The sequence below is a fragment of the Streptomyces sp. SolWspMP-5a-2 genome, assembly GCF_900091845.1.
GTDB classification, from domain to species: Bacteria; Actinomycetota; Actinomycetes; order Streptomycetales; family Streptomycetaceae; genus Streptomyces; species Streptomyces doudnae.
In genome coordinates this window covers 1-18,063 of the sequence record NZ_FMCI01000045.1, presented here as the reverse complement: position 1 = coordinate 18,063, position 18,063 = coordinate 1, and the positions used below count along the sequence as shown (strand labels likewise).

Here is an 18,063-nt window from a genome sequence, read left to right as displayed (position 1 = left end):
CCCCGGCCCCGCACCGCCCGCCGTCCAGGCTCCCGCCCCGGCCACCGGTACGGCGTCCGGGCCCGAGCCGGTCGGGTACTGCCGCGGTGTCCCGTGCGACGGGTGTCCCGTCGTGTGTCCGTGGGTCATCCCACCGGCCTCCGATCACTGCTGCTGGTGCGGGTCCGCTGGCGGGGCACCGGGCCGCCGGGCGCCTCGACCGCGCCGGTGCGGCGCAGCTTCTGCCAGCGCAGCCGGCCGCCGGTGAGCGCCGTGATCCAGGACTGGAGCAGCACGACGTACATGAGCTGGCGGTAGAGGATCTGCTGCAGGGGCAGCGAGATCAGATGGGTCATGCGCTCCCGGTCGAGACGGAACGCGTAGGCGGCGCAGACGAACTGCAGGGCGAGGACGCCCAGCCAGGCGACGATCGTCTGCTCGGTGCGGCCGAACACGACGCCGTAGAGCAGGAAGACGTCGATGAGCGGGGCGAGGAGGGGCGCGACGACCATGAAGAGGGAGACGAGGGGCAGTCCGACCCGGCCGAAGCGGCCCGAGGGGCCCTTCTCCAGGACCGCCCGGCGGTGCTTCCAGATCGCCTGCATGGTGCCGTAGGACCAGCGGTAGCGCTGGGACCAGAGCTGCTGCACGGACTCGGGGGCCTCGGTCCAGGCGCGCGCGTTCTCGGCGTAGACGACGCGCCAGCCGTCGCGGTGCAGGGCCATGGTGATGTCGGTGTCCTCGGCGAGGGTGTCCTCGCTCATGCCGCCGACCCGTTCGAGCGCCGTCCTGCGGAAGGCTCCGACGGCGCCCGGGATGGTCGGCATGCAGCGCAGCATGTCGTACATGCGCCGGTCGAGGTTGAAGCCCATCACGTACTCGATGTGCTGCCAGGCGCCGATCATCGAGTCCCGGTTGCCGACCTTGGCGTTGCCCGCGACGGCGCCGACCCGCGGGTCGCCGAAGGGCTGCACGAGTTCGCGGACGGTGGCCGGTTCGAAGACGGTGTCGCCGTCCATCATGACGACGATGTCGTACCGGGCGTTGGCCAGACCGCGGTTGAGGGCGGCGGGCTTGCCCGCGTTGAGCTGGCGGATCACCCGGACCCCGGGCAGCCCCATGGCCTCGACGATCCGCGCGGTGCCGTCGCTGGAACCGTCGTCGATGACGATCACCTCGACGGGGTGTTCGCTCGCCGTCAGGGAACGGACCGTGTTCTCGATGCACTTGGCCTCGTTGTAGGCGGGCACCAGGACGCTGACCGGCCCGGTGACGGCGGGCCCCCAGCGGAAGCCCCTCCCCCGGACCCGGCGGGCGTGCGCGGCGGACAGCACCAGCATCAGCACGAACCGTCCGATGACCAGGGTGCCGACGACGGCGAGCAGGACGACGAGGACGCCGGTGACGGCGTCGGAGGCGGAGACCAGCAGGATCCACGCCCTGCCCGTCCAGAGGGAGGCGCCGGTGACCTCGGTGTGCGCGCTGGGCGCGTCCAGCGCCTCGGTGAGGTTGCCGAAGGTGTAGCCCTGCTTCTGGAGCGTGGGCAGGAAGGTGTCCAGGGCCTGCACGGTCTGGTGGCGGTCGCCGCCGGAGTCGTGCATGAGGACGATGGCGCCCTTGCCGTGGTGCGGGGTGGCGCGGCGGATGATCTCGGCGACGCCGGGCTTCTTCCAGTCCTCGCTGTCGGTGTTGTTGACGACGGTGATGTAGCCGCGCGAGCCGATGTACCGGGTGACCGGCCAGGACTTGTTGTCCATGGCGTCGGCGAACGACGAGTACGGGGGCCGGAACAGCGAGGTGCGGATGCCGGCCGCGCCGGTGAGGGCGAGCTGGTTGGTGGACAGCTCCCAGTCGATGCGCTTCTTCGACTGGTAGGAGAGGTCGGGGTGGTTGAAGGTGTGCAGGCCGATCTCGTGGCCCTCGTCGACCATCCGCCTGACCAGCGCGGGGTAGCGGGAGGCCATGGTGCCGGTGACGAAGAAGACCGCGTGCGCGTGGTGCTCCTTCAGGACGTCCAGGACCTTCGGGGTCCACTGCGGGTCGGGGCCGTCGTCGAAGGTGAGGACGAGGCGGTGGTCGGGGATGCGCAGGCTTTCGGTGCGACCGCCGCGGGTGTCGATGACCGGCCCGCCGTCGAGGATCTTCTCGGGCACCTTGTCGGTGGCCGCCTCGGGCCGGATGCGGTGGTCGGCGAGGATCTCGCTGTGCACGTAGCCGCGGAGCATCAGCATCGCCATCAGGGCGACGAGCACCAGGCAGGGCAGCAGCAGGCGCATGGGCACACGGCGCCGGGAGCCGTCACGGGCGCCTTGCGGGGCCTTGTGACGGCGGGTGCGGGAGGCCATCAGAGGGTGTACTCCGGATGTTCGGAAGGCGCTGCGAGGGACCGGACGCCGTGGCCCGTCCCCTCGGCGACGGGGCTGGGGCGGCCGGGACCGTTGGCCACGGGGCCGCCGGTGTCCGCGGACTCACTGGGGTCGGTCGAGGGGGTGGCGCTCGGGGCGGGCGTGACCGTCGCGGGCGCCTCGGCGGACGGCGAGGACACCGGGGCGTTCGCGCCGCCGCCGGGTGTGGCCGTGGTCGTCGTGACCGCGGGTTCGGGCTCGCCGGTGGCGCCGGGTACGGCGGGTCCCGCCGTACCGCGGCCCGCGGTCTCGTAGCCGGCCACCGACGGGATCGCGCCGCGGGTGGCGGGCGGTGCGGTGCCGGGTGGGACGTCCGCGGTGGCGGACGGGGCGCTGGAGACGGAGGGTGCCGGTGAGGTGTCGACCTGACCGGCGGGCTTGTCGTCTCTCTGACCGGGCACCGGCAGCCAGGGCGCGTCGGAACTGCCGGACATCAGGGTGACGACGATGACGACGGCGTAGACCGCGCAGACGAGGCCGACGGCCATGCCGAGACGGCGGAAGCGACGGCTGCGGCGGCCGGACTCGTCGACGAAGACGGGCCGGTCGGCGCCGTCCTGGGCGCCGGACGGGGCGCCGGCCGCCTGCCGCTGCCGCAGGTCCCGCCGCAGGTCGACGGCGTCCAGTTGGACGGTCACCTCGTGCGGGTCATGGGTGTGGTCCGGGCCGCCCGGGGCGCCCCGGGGCCGCCCGGGTCACCGGCCGGAGCCGGTCCCCTCCCGGACGGCACCGGCGTCGTTCCGGTTGCCGCAAGTCTCCGGGTCTCGCCGCCGATCAACGGGACGGCCGGACTCCCTGACGGTGTTCCGGGCCATTCCGGTTGGGCGTCTTCTCGCCAATTCTTCACGCGTACGCACATCCCCCCACGGGACAGTTCGGGAAGCGCACGCGACTCGAGCACCCGTCGGTCGAACCGGGCCCCCACCCGGTCCGAGCGCCCCCTTTACCACACCGTGCTCAGGCGAAGAATGTAGCGCATGTGGGGGATCTGTGGTCGCCACGTGTCATTTGCGTGGACCCATCAGGTCCATATCGATGGCCGGAATCCATCCCTCCACGGGGCGCCGGAGCCATCCCTCCGCCTCCGTCAGCTCGGCCGCCGCCCGGCGCAGCGCGGTGAGACCTCGGTGCACCAGCCCCTTTCTCCACACCATTGACACGAGTGACCACGGGACAGGGTCGGTCAAAGGGCGCACCACGGTCCGGGGCATGGCCGGAAAATCCTCCACCGCGAGGACCGGGGCCCGCGTCTTGGCCATGATCCGCTGGAACTCCTCGTCCCCGACGGCCAGCGGAAGGGGTGGCGCCACGGCGATCCCGCGCCCCTCGAAGAGGTGACGCGCGAGATCGGTCCACTCGGGCGTGCGCGTGAGCGCCGTCGTGATGATCGCCGGGACCCGCGGCTCGTACGCCCTGGCAGGCGCCGTCACCGCGACCGGGCTGGCCGCGACGGCGGTCGTGGCGCCCTGGGTGGCGCGCCTGGTCGACCGGCACGGGCAGGCCAGGGTCGCCGTCCCGGCGACGGCCGTCGCGGTCCTCGGCTCGCTGGCGCTGCTGCTCTGCGTGCGCCACGGCGCCCCCGACTGGACCCTGTTCGCCTGCTACGCCGCCACCGCCACCACCCCCAACACCGGCGGCATGTCCCGCGCCCGCTGGGCGCGGCTGCTCGACGGCGACGAACCCGCGCTGCACACCGCGCAGAGCTTCGAACAGGCCGCGGACGAGCTGTGCTTCATGCTCGGCCCGGTCCTCGCGGCCCTGCTCTGCGGGACCTTCTTCCCGGAGGCGGGCACGCTGGTCGCGGCGGTGCTGCTGCTCACCGGCGTGCTGGCCTTCGCCGCGCAGCGCGCCACCGAGCCGCCCCCGCACGGACGGGTGGCCGGGCGCTCCCCGGTCCGCTCCCCCGGGATGCCGCCGCTGCTCGCCGTCTGCCTGGCCCTGGGCGCGGTGTTCGGGGCGACGGAGGTGGTGACGATCGCCTTCGCGGACGCGGCGGGCCACCGGACGGCGGCGGGGGCGGTGCTGGCGCTCCAGGCGGCCGGATCGTGCGCGGCCGGGCTGGTGTCCGGGGCGGTGCGCCCGGCCGGACCCGCCGCCGACCGGCTGCCCCGGTGCGTGGCGGTGATGGCGGCCCTGCTGCCGCTGCCGCTGCTGGCGGCCGCGCTGACCGGCTCGCTCGGCTGGGTGGCGCTCGCGCTCCTGACGGCGGGGACGGCGACCGCGCCGGTGATGGTCACCACCATGACGCTGGTGCGCGAACGCACCCCGCCCGGCCGCCTCAACGAGGGCATGACCCTGGCGTTGACCGGGCTGCTGGGCGGTATCGCGGGCGGCTCGGCCACCGGCGGCTGGGCGGCCGAACACCTGGGCCCGGCCGCCGGTTTCGCGGTCCCGGCGGGCGCGGCGGCCCTCGCCCTCGCCGTGTCCCTCGCGTCCCGCCCGTCCCACCGGACCTGACGCCGAATCCCGTCCGGACCATTGACGCGCCCCGTGCCCGCACCTACGGTCCCCCGTCGAAGCGCTTCGACGTCACGCATCGAATCGATTCGACGGACCCGCGTGACGCCCCTGCCACCCTCCCCTCGCGTCCCCCTGGAGGACATGGATGTCGACGGCACGAAGGCGTACCGCACGGCGGCTGACCACCCTCACCGCGGCGGCGCTCAGCGGCGCCCTGCTGCTGAGCGCGTGCGGCGGCTCGGACAGCGGCTCCGGTGACGCCAAGACGCTCAGGCTCTGGCACTACGAGGGCCCCGACAGCGCCATGGGCGTGGCCTGGAACGCGGCCATCAAGGAGTTCGAGGCCCAACACCCGGGCGTGAAGGTGAAGTTCGAGGAGAAGGGGTTCGAGCAGATCCAGAAGACCGCGCCCATGGTCCTCAACTCCTCGGACGCCCCCGACCTCATGGAGTACAACAAGGGCAACGCGACCGCGGGCCAGCTCTCCCGGCAGGGCCTGCTGACCGATCTGAGCGCCGAGGTGAAGGCGCGCGGCTGGGACAGGAAGCTCAGCACGGCGGTCGCCACGACCAGCAGGTACGACACCAACGGCGTGATGGGCTCGGGCGCCTGGTACGGCGTGCCCGACTACGCCGAGTACACGATGGTCTTCTACAACAAGGACCTCTTCGCCAAGTACGGGATCGCCCGGCCGACGACGTTCGGCGAACTGACCGCCGCCATGGACGCGTTCGTGAAGAAGGGCGTCACCCCGCTCGCCAACGCGGGCGCCGAGTACGTCGCCCAGCAGTACCTGTACCAGCTCGCCCTCTCCCGCGCCGACCGCTCCTGGGTCGACTCCTACGAGCTGTACAAGGGGAAGACCGACTTCCACGACGCGGCCTGGACGTACGCGGCGCGGACCTTCGCCGACTGGGTGAAGAAGGGCTACCTCGGCAAGAAGACGACCGGCGCCAAGGCCGAGGACGCGGGCGTCTCCTGGATCCAGGGCAAGGCGCCGATCCTGTTCTCCGGGAGCTGGTGGTACGGCCGGTTCGGGGCCGAGGCGAAGTTCGACTGGGACACCGGCCTGTGGCCCGACTCGAAGCTCACCCTGGGCTCGGGCGGGAACCTCTGGGTCGTCCCGAAGAAGGCGAGGAACAAGCAGCTCGCCTACGACTTCATCGACATCACCCTGTCCAAGAAGATCCAGAACCTGCTGGGCGACAAGGGCGGCGTCCCGGTCGCGGCCGACGCCTCCGCCGTCACCGACCCCCGCTCCAGGACGCTGATCGAGAACTTCAACACGCTCTCCGCCCGGGACGGCCTGGCCTTCTACCCGGACTGGCCGGTCAACGGCTTCTACGACGTCCTGGTCTCCGAGACCCAGAAGCTGATGACGGGCGCCGTCGATCCGGACGGCTACCTCAGCGCCCTCCAGAAGGCGTACGACAAGGGCGTCCCGCAGCGATGACGGTGCCCGCCGAGAAGGGCGCGCGGGCCGCCGGCCGCACCCGGCACGACGGCCCGCGCCGCACCCGCGACTCCTACGCCCTGTTCCTGCTGCCCGGGGTCATCGCCTTCCTCCTCGTCGTCGTCGGACCGTTCCTGATGAACACCGGCGTGAGCTTCACCGAGTGGCAGGGCATCGGCACCCCGCGGTGGACCGGCCTCGCCAACTACCGCGAGCTGTTGGACGACTCCGAGTTCTGGGCGTCGTTCAGGCACAGCCTGTTCATGGTGGTGGCGATGGCCGCGGTGCCCACCGCGATCGGACTGGTGCTGGCCGCCGCCCTGTTCGACTACGTCGCCAAGCACGTCGGCGCCCGCGCCGCCGCCGTCCTGCGGGCCTGCTTCTACCTCCCCCAGGTGCTGCCGATCGCGGTCGCCGGCATCGTCTGGAGCTGGATCCTCGCCCCCGACGACGGCTCCCTGAACGCGCTGCTGGGCGCCGTCGGCCTCGGCTCCTGGCAGCAGGACTGGCTCGGCGACCCGGATCTCGCCCTGTACAGCGTGATGGCCGTGATGGTGTGGGTGCAGATCGGCTTCCCGCTGGTGGTGTTCATGGCGGGCCTGCAACGCGTCGACCCGCAGCTGTACGAGGCGGCCGAAATGGACGGCGCCGGGTGGTGGCGCCGGTTCTGGCACATCACGCTGCCGCAGATCCGCCCGGAGACCTACGTCGTCCTCACCTGGTGCACGATCGCCGCGCTCAAGGTCTTCGGCGCGGTGTACGTGCTCACCAAGGGCGGTCCCGGCGGCGCCACCGACGTCCCGTCGTACTTCTCCTTCGCGACGTTCTTCGAGAAGACGCAGGTCGGCTACGGTGCCGCGATCTCCACCGTGCTCACCGTGATCATCCTGGCCCTGTCCCTGGTCGGGCTGCGGCTGCAGACCCGCGCCGAGGACACCGCGGAAGGAGCCCGCGCATGACCACCGCGCTGCGCCGCTACCCGGTGCTCGCCGCCCTCTGCCTCGCGGCCCTGTTCATGGTGGTGCCGTTCCTGATCGTCGTCCTCAACGCGGTCAAGTCGCCCGCCGAGTACGCCGCGAACGGCCCGCTCAGCCTGCCCGAGGGCCTCTACCTGGACGGCATCGAGGACTTCTGGAACCGGGTCGACTACGGGACGAAACTGGTCAACTCCGTGCTGATCAGCGGCTCGGTGGCGGTGCTGGCCGCCGCCCTGTCGGTGCTGAACGCGTACGCGATCGGCATCGGCCGGATCCGCGGCCGCGCCTGGGTGCTCGCCTTCTTCGTGCTGGCCAACATGCTCCCGCAGGAGGCGCTGGTCTACCCGGTCTACTACCTGAGCAAGCAGGTCGGCCTGTACGACACCCGGCTCAGCGTGATCATCGTCTTCACCGTGATCCAGGCCGCGTTCGGGACGTACCTGCTCTCCTCCGTGCTGGGCCAGTTCCCCCGCGAGATCATCGAGGCGGCCCGGATCGACGGCGCCGGACGGTGGCAGATCCTGTGGCGGATCGTGGTCCCGGTCAGCCGCCCGACCCTCGGGGTGTTGCTGGTCTTCTTCTTCATCTGGACCTGGAACGAGTTCCTGCTGCCGCTGGTCATGCTGATCTCCAACGACAACCAGACGGTCTCGGTCGCCCTCGGCGTCCTCCAGGGGCAACGGCTGATGGACGCCACGATGACCAACGCGGCGGCCCTGCTCGGCGTCCTGCCCGCGCTCGTGTTCTTCCTCGTCTTCCAGCGCACGCTCACCCGCGGCATCGCGGTGGGCGCCGTCAAGTAAGGACCCCCCACGTGAAGTTCACCGACGGCTACTGGCTGCTGCGCGAAGGCGTCACCGCGGCCCACCCGGTCGAGGTCCTCGACGTCCGCGCCACCGACCGCACCCTGGAGATCCACGCGCCGACCCAGCCCGTGCGCCACCGCGGCGACCTGCTGAAGGGCCCGGTCGCGACGGTCACCGCGCACGCCCCGATGCCCGGCGTCATCGGCGTCACCCTCACCCACTTCGAGGGCGAGGACCCGCGCGGCCCCTCCTTCACGCTGTACCCCGAGGAGTTCACCCCGCGCACGGCGTGCGACGACACCCACGCGACCCTCACCTCGGGCGAACTGACGGTCCGCTTCGCCCGCACCGGCCCCTGGCAGGTCGACTTCCTGGCCGCCGGCCGCGTCCTGACCGCCAGCGGACGCAAGGGCATGGGGATCATGCGGGACGGCGACGGCACGCACCACCTGCGCGACCAGCTCGACCTGGGCGTGGGCACCTCCGTCTACGGCCTCGGCGAAAGGTTCGGACCGCTCGTCAAGAACGGCCAGGTGGTGGACATCTGGAACGCCGACGGCGGTACCGCCACCGAACAGGCCTACAAGAACGTCCCGTTCTACCTGACGGACGCCGGGTACGGCGTCTTCGTCGACCATCCCGGCAAGGTCTCCTTCGAGGTCGGCTCGGAGACCGTCTCCCGGGTCCAGTTCAGCGTGACCGGCCAGCGGCTGACCTACTACGTCATCCACGGCCCCACCCCCAAGGACATCCTGCGCAGGTACACCGCCCTCACCGGCCGCCCGGCCCTGCCGCCCGCCTGGTCGTTCGGGCTCTGGCTGTCGACGTCGTTCACCACGTCCTACGACGAGCGGACTGTCACCTCCTTCATCGACGGCATGCGGGAGCGCGAACTGCCGCTCTCCGTCTTCCACTTCGACTGCTTCTGGATGCGCGAGTTCCAGTGGTGCGACTTCACCTGGGACCCCCGCGTCTTCCCCGACCCGGAAGGCATGCTGGCCCGCCTCAAGGAGAAGGGACTGCGCGTCTCCGCGTGGATCAACCCCTACATCGCCCAGCGCTCCCCGCTGTTCGCCGAGGGCAAGGCGCTCGGCCACCTGCTGCGCCGCCCCGACGGCGCCGTCTGGCAGTGGGACCTGTGGCAACCCGGCATGGCCCTGGTCGACTTCACCAGCCCCGCCGCCCGCGACTGGTACGCGGACCGGCTCCGGGCGCTGCTCGCCCAGGGCGTCGACTGCTTCAAGACCGACTTCGGCGAGCGGGTCCCGCTCGACGTCGCCTGGTCCGACGGCTCCGACCCCGAGCGCATGCACAACCACTACGCCTACCTCTACAACCAGACCGTCTTCGAGGTGCTGCGCGCGCACCGCGGCGACGGCGACGCGGTGGTCTTCGCCCGCGCCGCGACCACCGGCGGCCAGCGCTTCCCGGTGCACTGGGGCGGCGACTGCGAGGCCAGCTACCCGTCGATGGCCGAGTCGCTGCGCGGCGGGCTCTCCCTCGGCCTCTCCGGCTTCGGCTACTGGAGCCACGACATCGGCGGCTTCGAGGGCACCCCGACCCCCGCCCTCTTCAAACGCTGGCTCGCCTTCGGCCTGCTCTCCTCGCACAGCAGGCTGCACGGCTCCTCCTCGTACCGGGTGCCCTGGCACTTCGACGAGGAGTCGGTGGACGTCCTGCGCCTCTTCACCCGGCTCAAGCTCAGCCTGATGCCCTACCTGTACGAGGCCGCCCGCACCGCCCACACCGAGGGCGTGCCCATGATGCGCGCGATGATCCTGGAGTTCCCCGACGACCCCGGCTGCGCCCCGCTGGAACGGCAGTACATGCTCGGCCCCGACCTCCTGGTGGCGCCGGTCTTCGACGACGAGGGCGACGTCACCTACTACGTCCCCGAGGGCACCTGGACGCACTACCTGACCGGCGAGACGGTGACCGGGCCGCGCTGGACGCGCGAACGGCACGGGTTCGACAGCGTGCCCCTGCTGGTGCGCCCCGGCGCGGTGATCCCGGTCGGCGCGGTGGACGACCGCCCCGACTACGACCACGCCGACGACGTGACCCTGCGCGCCTACCGCCTCGCGCGCGGCGCCCAGGTGACGGTCGCGGTGGGCGACGTCGTCTACACCGTCGCCCGGGAGGGCGACACCCTGCGGGCGAGCTGCGCCGACCCCGCCGCGCCCTGGCGGCTGGCCGCCGGTGACCGGGAGGTCAGGGCCGCCGCCGGGACCGGTTTCCTCACCCTGGAGCTGACCTGATGGTGAAGATCACCGACGTGGCCCGGCACGCCGGGGTCTCCCCCAGCACCGTGTCCTACGCGCTCAGCGGCAAGCGCCCCATCTCCGAGGAGACCAGGCGCCGGGTCGAGGAGTCCATCCGGCGTCTGGGCTACCGTCCGCACGCCGGGGCCCGCGCCCTGGCCAGCAGCCGCTCCAACGTGCTGGCGCTGGTCGCGCCGTTACGGACCGGCATCCACGTCCCGGTCGTCATGCAGTTCGCGGTCTCCGTGGTGACCACCGCCCGCCGCCACGACCACGACGTGCTGCTGCTCACCCAGGAGGAGGGCGAGGACGGGCTGCGCCGGGTCGCGGACACCGCGCTGGTCGACGCCCTGATCGTGATGGACGTCCAACTCCACGACCCCAGGCTGCCGTTGCTGCGCTCCCTGGACCGGCCCTCGGTGCTGATCGGGTTCCCGGCCGAGCCGGACGGGCTGACCTGCGTCGACCTCGACTTCCGGGCGGCCGGCGAACGGTGCGTGGAGCATCTGGCGCGGCTGGGGCACCGGACGGTGGCGCTGGTCGGGTCGCCGCCCGAGGTCTACGTGCGGCGGACGGCGTTCGCGCAGCGGGTGGTGAAGGGGTTCACCGGGGCCGCCGACCGGGCGGGCATGGCGTCGTCGGTGCTCCCGTGCGAGGCGTCCCCGGCTGCCGCCCGCCGGGCCGCCGAACGGCTGCTGCGCGAGCAGCCCGCGCTGACCGGGGTGGTCGTGCACAACGAGGCCGTTCTGGAGCCGCTGATCGTCGCCTTCGAGGAGCTGGGGCTGCGGGTGCCGGGCGATCTGTCGGTGACCGCGATCTGCCCGGACGAGCTGGCCGCGTCGGTGCGGGTGCCGGTCACGTCGGTGGCGCTGCCCTCGGCCGAGCTGGGCGAACGGGCGGTGGAACTGCTGATGCGCAAGCTGGCCGGGGACGGTGAGCCGGTGCCGGAGGCGACCCTGCTGCCGCCGCGGCTGACCGAGCGGGCCAGCACGGCCCCGCGGGCGGCGCCGGGCGGCTGAGGACACGACGAGGGCCCGGTGGTCTGGTGACCACCGGGCCCTCAACATGGGGTTCGTGGAGATGGCGGGAATCGAACCCGCGTCCAACGGTGATAAATCAGGGCTTCTCCGTGTGCAGTTCGCTGCGCTTTTCTCGGCCCCGGTGATCACGCGAACAAGTCGCCGACGGGCCCAGTCACTGTTTGATTTCCCATTCCACCCCGTGACCGGGCGGAATGGTTTAGTTCCCTAGATTATGCCAGGATCCGGGTCGGGAACGTCCCCGGGCTGACACCCATTTAGGGTCCTTCAGTCACTGCTTATCAGGCAGCGAGGGCGAAGGACTGGGAATCGCGCTTGGAATTGGCGATTATTGGTTGCGACATATGGTTAACGAGATCATTGCCGCTTCCTCGACACGCTTCCCCTGCTTCAACAGCCGCTGTCGAAACCGATCATCCCCATGTTGTTTTTTCAATCCCCCCGGCGGGAGACCTCCGGGGAGGCTCCGACGAGAGGCGTGCACCCGCTGGGGGGCGCGATGCCATCGTACGTGACCAACACGCACGCGTGCCACCGTATTCCCGCGCGCTACTGGCCGCGCTGCCTCCGCTTGGCCGCGGCGATGGCACGGTCCGACTCCCGGCGGTCCTGCTTCTCCCGCAGGGTCTGCCGCTTGTCGTACTCCTTCTTGCCCCGGGCGAGCGCGATCTCCGCCTTGGCCCGGCCGTCCTTGAAGTACAGGGCGAGGGGCACGATCGTGTGTCCCGTCTCCTCCGACTTCGACGCCAGCTTGTCGATCTCCTCGCGGTGCAGCAGCAGCTTCCGCTTCCGCCGCACGGTGTGGTTGGTCCAGGTGCCCTGGCTGTACTCGGGGATATGGGCGTTGTGCAGCCACGCCTCGCCGCCGTCGATCTGGACGAAGCCGTCCGCGAGCGACGCGCGTCCCTGGCGCAGCGACTTCACCTCGGTGCCGGTGAGCACGAGCCCGGCCTCGTAGGTGTCGATGATCGCGTAGTCGTGCCGTGCCTTCTTGTTCTGCGCGACCATCTTGCGCTTGCCGTCCCTGGGCCTGCCGGACGCTCCCTGGCTGCCCTGCTTCTGCTGGGACTCTTTCGGTACGTACATTGCCTTGGCCATAGTGCTGCCCATTTTCGCACTACGCGGGGGGTGCCGGGGAAGTCGTTTACGGCAGGGTCCGGTCGCCGAGACCGCCGAGCACCGTGCGGGCCCGGTCCAGGGCGTCGCGGTCCGCCTCCAGGTCGGGGGTGATGCCCCGGCCGTCGACGCCGCGTCCCGAGGGGGTGCGGTAGTGGCCGACGGTCAGCTCGGCGACGGAGCCGCCCGGCAGCCTGCTCGGCATCTGCACCGAGCCCTTGCCGAAGGTGCGCAGGCCCACGACGACGGCCCGGCCGCGGTCCTGGAGGGCGCCGGTGAGCAGTTCGGCCGCGCTCATCGTGCCGCCGTCGACGAGGACGACCAGCGGGCTCGCGGTGTCGCCCCCGGACGCGGCGTGCAGGGCGCGCTGCTCGCCGTCCACGTCGTAGGTGGCGACGAGGCCGCCGTCGAGGAAGGCGGAAGCGGCGGTGACGGCCTCGGAGACCAGGCCGCCGGAGTTGCCGCGCAGGTCGAGGACGACCCCGGGACCCCCCGCGGCCTGCCGGGCGGCGGCGGCGATGGTCTGCCCCGAGCCCTTGGTGAACGCGGAGACCGTGATCACCGTGGGTTCGCCCGCGGCGCGGCGCACGGTCACGGAGTCGGTGGACAGCTCCGCCCGGCGCAGGGTGCGGCTCCAGTCGCGCGAGCCGCGGGCCAGGCCGAGCCGCACCTCGGTGCCCGCCCCCGCGTCGGTCGCGTCGCCGCGCAGCAGCGAGACGACCTCGGTCACCGGGCGCCCGTCGACCTTCTCGCCGTCGACGCTGCGCAGCCGGTCGCCCCGGTGGATGCCGGCCTCGGCGGCGGGTGACCCGGACTGCACCCGGGTCACCTCGATGCGGCCGTCGCGCTCGCGGCGCGCGGAGAGGCCGACGCCGGTGTAGCGGCCGTCCAGCGCGTCCTCGAACTCCTCGTACTCGTCCGGGGAGTAGACGGCGGCCCAGCGGTCGCCGCTGCGGCTGACGGCGCGTTCGGCGGCCTCCACCGGGGAGGTGCCGTCGGCCAGCGCCTCGGCGGCGGCCCGCGCGACGTCCTCGTGGGCACCGGTGACGGCGGGTCCGTCCGCGCCGACCGGGGACGGCTGCCCGGCGTCGGCGTCGGGCAGCGAACCGGTCGCCGCTCCGGCCATCAGCACGCTCGCGAACATCAGGGTCAGGGCGGCCCCGCGGCGGACGCGGCGGGGATGACAGAGGGGTTCCGGTCCTGACATGCCGGTGAGTCTAGGACAAGCGGAAGGGCCGCACGGTCGGTTGACCGCACGGCCCTTCTTGGCATGTGTCACACCTTCAAGTACTTGCGCAGCGCGAAGAACGCGGCCAGCGCGGGCATCAGCAGGCTCGTCGCCAGGATGAGCGGGAGCTTGGTGAGCACGGCGTCCCAGCCGATGAAGTTGATCAGGTTCAGCTTCTCCGACAGGGCCAGGCCGTGGTCGATGATGAAGTACCGCGCCAGCACCAGGAATCCGCACGCGACCGTGCCGCCGATGAGTCCGGCGACCGCGGCCTCGGCGATGAACGGCGCCTGGATGTAGAAGCCGGAGGCGCCGACCAGGCGCATGATGCCGGTCTCGCGGCGGCGGCTGAACGCGGAGACGCGCACGGTGTTGACGATCAGCATCAGCGCGACCACCAGCATCAGCGCCATCACCGCGCGGGCGGCCCAGTTCATGCCGTTGAGGAGCCCGAACAGGTTGTCCAGGATGCCCTTCTGGTCCTGGACCGACTGCACGCCGTCCCGGCCGTCGAAGGCGGTCGCGATGACCTGGTACTTCTCCGGGTCCTTCAGCTTGATCCGGTACGACTCCTGCATCTGGTCCGGCGTGAGGGAGCTGGCCAGCGGCGAGTCGCCGAACTGCTGCTTGTAGTGCTTGTAGGCGTCGTCCTGGGACTCGTAGGTGACCTTCTGGATGACGGTGGTCATCTTCTCCAGGTCGCCGAGGATCGACTTCTTCTGGTCGTCGGTCACCGCGCCCTTGGCGCAGTTGGGGTCCGACTCGGCGTCGCTCTTGTTGCAGAGGAAGACGGAGACGTTGACCTTGTCGTACCAGTAGCCCTTCATGGTGGTGACCTGGTCGCTCATCAGCAGCGAACCGCCGAACAGGGCCAGGGACAGGGCGACGGAGACGACGACCGCGAAGGTCATCGTCAGGTTGCGGCGGAGACCGACACCGATCTCCGACAGAACGAACTGGGCGCGCATGGCGTCGGGTTATGCCTTTCCGTGGACGGTCGCGGTCAGTGCTGGTAGCCGTAGACGCCGCGGGCCTGGTCGCGGACGAGGCGTCCCTTCTCCAGCTCGATGACGCGCTTGCGCATCTGGTCCACGATGTTCTGGTCGTGCGTGGCCATCACCACGGTGGTGCCGGTGCGGTTGATGCGGTCCAGCAGCTTCATGATGCCGACCGAGGTCTGCGGGTCGAGGTTGCCGGTGGGCTCGTCCGCGATCAGCAGCTTGGGCCGGTTGACGAAGGCGCGGGCGATGGCGACGCGCTGCTGCTCACCGCCGGACAGCTCGCCGGGTCTGCGGTCCTCCTTGCCGCCGAGCCCGACCAGGTCGAGCACCTGCGGCACGGACTTGCGGATCTCGCCCTTCGACTTGCCGATGACCTCCTGCGCGAAGGCCACGTTCTCGGCGACCGTCTTGTTGGGCAGCAGGCGGAAGTCCTGGAAGACGGTGCCGAGCTGGCGGCGCATCTGCGGCACCTTCCAGTTGGACAGGCGCGCGAGGTCCTTGCCCAGCACGTGCACCTGGCCGTGGCTGCACCGCTCCTCGCGGAGGATCAGCCGCAGGAAGGTGGACTTGCCAGAGCCGGAGGAGCCGACGAGGAAGACGAACTCGCCTTTCTCGACTTCCAGGGAGACGTCCCTGAGTGCGGGGTGGGTCTGCTTGGGGTAGACCTTGGAGACGTTGTCGAATCGGATCACGGGTGCACCACGGGTCGCCGGGGGTAGATGAGCGTGACCATACGCGAACCGGGTGTGCCAGCGCAGGCGCCGGTCGGGGTTGCGTAGGAGTTGTGCGGTTTGTGCCCGCCCGCGTCCACCGCGGGGTCGGGCGGTGGAGGACGACCCCCGCGCAGCGGGCGGCGGAACCTGGCACAGTGGAGGGGGAACGTTCTTCGCCCGGGGGACGTTCTGATACGTGGAACCGTCGCAAGGAGGGCGAGCGCATGACGTACGACCGGCTGGTGTGCGCGAACTGCGCGGCCCCCGTCAGTGAGGGCCGGTGCCCGGTGTGCCGGGCCAACCGCGAGCGGCTGCAGCACGAGAACTTCTTCGCCGGGCTGAACCCGGCGGCCCTGATCGCCCTGCTCGCGGTGCTGATCGCGGCGGTGGCCCTGCTGGCCCACCAGACCGCGTAGCGCGGCGGGGGCGGGCGCCGAGCACGGGAAGGGCCCGGAGCGAGTGGATCGCTCCGGGCCCTCCGTCGTCGTACGGCGCTCACTCAGGGTGTGCGCGGGTGCGCCCGGTGTCAGGCGGCGGCGCCGCCGCGGCCGCCCACGAGGCGCGGCAGGATGCGGAAGCCGATGCCACCGGCGATCATCGTGGCGGCACCGATGACCAGGAAGGTGGTCTGCGCGGCACCGGTCTCGGCCAGCTCGTCGCCGCCGCCCTGGGGGGAGGTGTCGGAGCGGGTGTCGGTGAGGGCGGAGGTGCCCGCCTCCTGGGCGGACGAGCCGCCGTTGGGGTCGGTCTGGTTGTTGCCACCGGTGCCACCGCCGGAGCCGTTGCCGGCCGTCGGGGAGCTGCTGGTGGGCTCCTCGGTCGGCTCGGTGGGCTGCTCCGTCGGCTGGGTGGGCTCCTCGGTGGGCTCGGTCGGCTGCTCGGTGGGCTCCGTCGGCTCCTCGGTCGGCTCCGTCGGGTCGGTCGGCAGACCGGTGTCGGTGGGCGTCGGCGTCGGCGTGACGCAGATGCCCAGGAGACCGCAGTCGTCCTCGTCGGCGGCGGCGACGCCCGCGGCGGTCACCGAGGCGCCGACCGCTATCACGGCACCCGCGGCGATCCGCGCGACACGGATCCGCGTCTTCTTCGTCATCTTGCTGCTACCCCCAGTAGCTGAATCGTCGGAGAGGCGGCGCTCGGGGTGGTGATCGACGGGAGCGGACGGCAACGGCCTGGTGCAGGCCCCCGGTTCACATGCGCCCCGCAGACACGCATGCCGGGCAACACCCAACCCACTTTTCAACTCCCAGTCAAGGCTGTCCCGTTCGCAAATGTCCGGCTCGATGGCCTTTGCAGGGTGTTGCCGTGCGGGAGTGTGACGCAGAACCCGGACATCCGGTGCCGTGCCGGAAACGCGAAAGGCAACCACCGTCCGTCGGACGGTGGTTGCCTGGTCGACGAGCTTACTTCTCCTGCTGCTTGCGCCAGCGAATTCCGGCTTCGAGGAAGCCGTCGATCTCGCCGTTGAAGACGGCCTCGGGGTTGCCGACCTCGAAGTCGGTCCGCAGGTCCTTGACCATCTGGTAGGGGTGCAGCACGTACGACCGCATCTGGTTGCCCCAGGAGTTGCCGCCGTCGCCCTTGAGGGCGTCCATCCGGGCCTGCTCCTCCTGGCGGCGCCGCTCCAGGAGCTTGGCCTGGAGGACGTTCATCGCGGTGGCCTTGTTCTGGATCTGCGACCGCTCGTTCTGGCAGGAGACCACGATGCCGGTGGGGATGTGGGTCAGCCGGACCGCGGAGTCGGTGGTGTTGACGCCCTGGCCGCCGGGGCCCGAGGAGCGGTACACGTCCACCCGCAGCTCCGACTCGTCGATCTCGACGTGGTCGGTCTGCTCGACCACCGGCAGCACCTCGACGCCCGCGAAGGACGTCTGGCGGCGGCCCTGGTTGTCGAAGGGCGAGATGCGCACCAGCCGGTGGGTGCCCTGCTCGACCGAGAGGGTGCCGTAGGCGTACGGCACCTGCACGGCGAAGGTGGTGGACTTGATGCCCGCCTCCTCCGCGTACGAGGTCTCGTAGATCTCGGTCTTGTAGCCGCGCTGCTCGGCCCAGCGCAGGTACATCCGCTGCAGCTTCTCGGCGAAGTCGGCGGCGTCGACGCCGCCCGCCTCGGCGCGGATGTTGACCAGCGCCTCGCGGGAGTCGTACTCACCGCTGAGCAGCGTGCGGACCTCCATCTCGTCCAGCGCCTTCCGGACGGCGACCAGCTCGGAGTCGGCCTCGGCGCGGGTGTCCGGGTCGTCCTCCTCCTCGGCCATCTCGAAGAGCACGGAGAGATCGTCGATCCGGCCGCGGAGCGCCTCGGCCTTCCTGACCTCGGCCTGGAGGTGGCTCAGCTTGCTGGTGATCTTCTGCGCCTCGTCCGGGTTGTCCCACAGGGACGGCGCGGCCGCCTGCTCCTCGAGCACGGCGATGTCTGCCCTCAGCCTGTCCAGGTCCAGGACGGCCTCGATCGACTCCATGGTCGAGGAGAGGGACTTGAGCTCTTCGGATACATCGACGACTGCCACGCGTCCAGCGTAACGGCTGTGGCAACCGGCCCGGGTCCCCGGCGTGGCTCCGGGCCCCGCGGGCGGCCGCGGCGGACGGTCCCGGCCGGGCGGGTCCTGCCCGGGGCCGTCCGGTGG

The 18,063-nt window shown here is 71.3% G+C and carries 15 protein-coding genes, 1 other RNA gene and 1 pseudogene; 7 read left to right on the top strand and 10 right to left on the bottom strand.

Going from position 1 to position 18,063, the window contains the following annotated elements:
• Nucleotides 1-125: 125 nt before the first annotated feature.
• From GA0115242_RS04020 to GA0115242_RS04010, 3 genes and pseudogenes are all read right to left on the bottom strand, one after another.
• Entirely contained in the window at nucleotides 126-2,324 is a 2,199-nt protein-coding gene (locus GA0115242_RS04020; protein WP_093824577.1) for a glycosyltransferase, read from the bottom strand.
• Nucleotides 2,324-3,022 carry a hypothetical protein gene (locus GA0115242_RS04015; protein WP_093824575.1) on the bottom strand — a complete coding sequence of 233 codons (699 nt, stop codon included), beginning with the start codon at nucleotides 3,020-3,022 and terminating at the stop codon, nucleotides 2,324-2,326. The genes GA0115242_RS04020 and GA0115242_RS04015 overlap by 1 nt, the downstream gene beginning before the upstream one ends.
• A gap of 366 nt (nucleotides 3,023-3,388) precedes the next feature.
• A pseudogene (locus GA0115242_RS04010) lies at nucleotides 3,389-3,751 on the bottom strand (LysR family transcriptional regulator); the annotation flags it as partial.
• Nucleotides 3,752-3,767: 16 nt separating this feature from the next.
• Between GA0115242_RS04010 and GA0115242_RS04005 the strand changes: the two are divergent.
• The 6 genes from GA0115242_RS04005 (at nucleotide 3,768) to GA0115242_RS03980 (ending at nucleotide 11,360) form a co-directional block, all read left to right on the top strand.
• Nucleotides 3,768-4,841, top strand: coding sequence for an MFS transporter (locus tag GA0115242_RS04005; RefSeq protein ID WP_093824573.1), 1,074 nt, complete (start codon nucleotides 3,768-3,770; stop codon nucleotides 4,839-4,841).
• A 148-nt stretch (nucleotides 4,842-4,989) separates the two neighbouring features.
• Nucleotides 4,990-6,297: an extracellular solute-binding protein gene (locus GA0115242_RS04000; RefSeq protein ID WP_093824569.1), complete on the top strand. Its 1,308-nt coding sequence runs from the start codon at nucleotides 4,990-4,992 to the stop codon at nucleotides 6,295-6,297.
• Nucleotides 6,294-7,256 (top strand): carbohydrate ABC transporter permease, encoded by a 963-nt coding sequence (locus GA0115242_RS03995; protein ID WP_093824568.1) that lies wholly within the window; start codon nucleotides 6,294-6,296, stop codon nucleotides 7,254-7,256. Before GA0115242_RS04000 ends, GA0115242_RS03995 begins: the two co-directional genes overlap by 4 nt.
• On the top strand, nucleotides 7,253-8,077 hold the full coding sequence (locus GA0115242_RS03990) for a carbohydrate ABC transporter permease (protein ID WP_093824566.1): 825 nt from the start codon (nucleotides 7,253-7,255) through the stop codon (nucleotides 8,075-8,077). The genes GA0115242_RS03995 and GA0115242_RS03990 overlap by 4 nt, the downstream gene beginning before the upstream one ends.
• An 11-nt stretch (nucleotides 8,078-8,088) precedes the next feature.
• Nucleotides 8,089-10,338 carry an alpha-xylosidase gene (gene yicI, locus GA0115242_RS03985; RefSeq protein ID WP_093824564.1) on the top strand — a complete coding sequence of 750 codons (2,250 nt, stop codon included), beginning with the start codon at nucleotides 8,089-8,091 and terminating at the stop codon, nucleotides 10,336-10,338.
• Nucleotides 10,338-11,360, top strand: a complete 1,023-nt coding sequence (locus GA0115242_RS03980; RefSeq protein WP_176729739.1) for a LacI family DNA-binding transcriptional regulator — start codon at nucleotides 10,338-10,340, stop codon at nucleotides 11,358-11,360. Before yicI ends, GA0115242_RS03980 begins: the two co-directional genes overlap by 1 nt.
• Before the next feature lie 53 nt (nucleotides 11,361-11,413).
• Here the strand turns inward: GA0115242_RS03980 and ssrA are convergent.
• The 5 genes from ssrA to ftsE all read right to left on the bottom strand — a co-directional run bounded on the left by ssrA (nucleotide 11,414) and on the right by ftsE (nucleotide 15,418).
• Nucleotides 11,414-11,802: a transfer-messenger RNA gene (ssrA, locus tag GA0115242_RS03975) on the bottom strand.
• Between the two features lie 128 nt (nucleotides 11,803-11,930).
• Nucleotides 11,931-12,467, bottom strand: a complete 537-nt coding sequence (smpB, locus tag GA0115242_RS03970) for an SsrA-binding protein SmpB (RefSeq protein WP_176729738.1) — start codon at nucleotides 12,465-12,467, stop codon at nucleotides 11,931-11,933.
• Between the two features lie 58 nt (nucleotides 12,468-12,525).
• Nucleotides 12,526-13,704 (bottom strand): S41 family peptidase, encoded by a 1,179-nt coding sequence (locus GA0115242_RS03965; RefSeq protein WP_093824558.1) that lies wholly within the window; start codon nucleotides 13,702-13,704, stop codon nucleotides 12,526-12,528.
• 68 nt (nucleotides 13,705-13,772) lie between these two features.
• Complete coding sequence (ftsX, locus tag GA0115242_RS03960) at nucleotides 13,773-14,693, bottom strand: permease-like cell division protein FtsX (RefSeq protein WP_093824556.1); 921 nt, start codon at nucleotides 14,691-14,693, stop codon at nucleotides 13,773-13,775.
• Between the two features lie 35 nt (nucleotides 14,694-14,728).
• Nucleotides 14,729-15,418, bottom strand: a complete 690-nt coding sequence (gene ftsE / locus GA0115242_RS03955; RefSeq protein ID WP_059203505.1) for a cell division ATP-binding protein FtsE — start codon at nucleotides 15,416-15,418, stop codon at nucleotides 14,729-14,731.
• Between the two features lie 245 nt (nucleotides 15,419-15,663).
• On the opposite strand from ftsE, the gene GA0115242_RS03950 reads away from it, so the two are divergent.
• The gene (locus GA0115242_RS03950) at nucleotides 15,664-15,855 is read left to right on the top strand and encodes a hypothetical protein (protein ID WP_093824555.1); all 192 of its coding nucleotides are present in this window, start codon (nucleotides 15,664-15,666) and stop codon (nucleotides 15,853-15,855) included.
• Between the two features lie 110 nt (nucleotides 15,856-15,965).
• Here the strand turns inward: GA0115242_RS03950 and GA0115242_RS03945 are convergent, their stop codons facing one another.
• Complete coding sequence (locus tag GA0115242_RS03945) at nucleotides 15,966-16,529, bottom strand: hypothetical protein (protein ID WP_093824553.1); 564 nt, start codon at nucleotides 16,527-16,529, stop codon at nucleotides 15,966-15,968.
• A 310-nt stretch (nucleotides 16,530-16,839) separates the two neighbouring features.
• Nucleotides 16,840-17,946, bottom strand: a complete 1,107-nt coding sequence (gene prfB / locus GA0115242_RS03940) for a peptide chain release factor 2 (RefSeq protein WP_093824552.1) — start codon at nucleotides 17,944-17,946, stop codon at nucleotides 16,840-16,842.
• Nucleotides 17,947-18,063: the final 117 nt, after the last annotated feature.